This window comes from Burkholderia sp. BCC1977, from assembly GCF_905339595.1.
In the GTDB taxonomy this organism is placed as follows: domain Bacteria; phylum Pseudomonadota; class Gammaproteobacteria; order Burkholderiales; family Burkholderiaceae; genus Burkholderia.
In genome coordinates, this window is record NZ_CAJPGQ010000138.1 from 1 (window position 1) to 1,272 (window position 1,272).

Consider the following 1,272-nt stretch of genomic DNA (forward strand, 5'->3'; position numbering starts at 1 on the left):
CCGTGAACGAGGTCTTCGTAATCTCGATGGGCGTAGCGCCTTCGTCGGCTTCGAGATCCTCCAGCTTCAGTTCGAGCTGCTGGATCTGGCGATCCAGCTTCTCGGAACTGCGCCCGAATGCCATGCGGCGCAACTTCGCGATCAGCAGCTTCAGATGCTCGATCTCGGCTTTGCCCGTGGCCACCACGGCTTCGTGTGATTCGACCAGGTCCTCCAGATGACCGATGCGTGCATCGCGCTCAAGCAGCAAGGCTTTGAGCGCTTCAACATCGTCCGGATAGGTGTTGGCCGTGGTCATGCCCGCAGTTTACGCGGCCGCCGAGCGGTTTACAACGCCGAACTCGGCTCGGTCGTGCGCACCGGCTGCCGCCAGTCGATGCCTTCGAGCAGCATCGACAGCTGGGCCTGGCTCAGGCAGACCACGCCGCCATCGGCCTGCGGCCAGACGAAACGACCACGTTCCAGGCGCTTCATCAGCAGGCACATGCCATCGCCGCTCCACCACAGCACTTTGACCAGATCGCCGCGCTTGCCTCGGAACATGAATACGTGGCCGCTGAATGGATCTCGCTCCAACACGGTCTGGACTTTGGCCGCCAGCGTGTTGAAGCCGCAGCGCATGTCGGTCACGCCGGCAGCCAGCCAGACGCGCGTACGACTCGGCAGGCCGATCACACTGTCACTCCCGGCATGTCGAGCAACATACGCAGCACCAGCGTCAATGTGCTCTCGTCCGGTGCGCCTTCGATGTGGACACGGGCGTTGCCTACGCTGATCTCAATCGCACCGGTGGGTGTCGTAGTCGTGGTTGGTGCTGACATCGGTATCAGCGGCGCCGTCTCGGCCAGCGGCATCTCTACCTTCACCGGCAACAGCCCCGCCGAGTCGTATTCGCCGGCTCGTAACGAGCGGCGCCATTTGAACACCAGATTTGCATTCAGGCCGTGCTCCATGGCCAAGCGTGCGACCGACACGCCGGGCTCGCACGCTAGCAAGGCAATCTCGCGCCGGAATTCGAGTGGATGATTCGGGATGCCTTTGCGGCCAATCCTCTTCGGTACTTCTGTTGTCAAAGTAGTCCCCGCTACTTGAAGTGGTGGGGACTACTCTGGCAATTTCCAGTCAGGCCGTCGAGACGGTGTTGGCGACACGCTTACGGTGCCGAAGGCGGCACGTTCGTCGGATCTGCTGGCAACGCGCTTCGTGGTGCTGATCGGCAAGCTGTTCGCGGCCGAGGCGCGCAGCGCAAAGTGGAAGCCCGAACGCCGGCAG

At 62.5% G+C, this 1,272-nt stretch carries 3 protein-coding genes; all 3 read right to left on the minus strand.

All coding sequences use genetic code 11. The features are described 5' to 3' along the window. On the minus strand, window positions 1-298 hold a 298-nt coding region (locus tag U5771_RS35095; RefSeq protein WP_322028170.1), incomplete at its 3' end, for a transposase. Window positions 299-327: 29 nt separating this feature from the next. Then, window positions 328-675, minus strand: a complete 348-nt coding sequence (tnpB, locus tag U5771_RS35100; protein WP_322028171.1) for an IS66 family insertion sequence element accessory protein TnpB — start codon at window positions 673-675, stop codon at window positions 328-330. Further along, on the minus strand, window positions 672-1,073 hold the full coding sequence (gene tnpA / locus U5771_RS35105; protein ID WP_060266157.1) for an IS66-like element accessory protein TnpA: 402 nt from the start codon (window positions 1,071-1,073) through the stop codon (window positions 672-674). The genes tnpB and tnpA overlap by 4 nt, the downstream gene beginning before the upstream one ends. Window positions 1,074-1,272 lie beyond the last annotated feature (199 nt).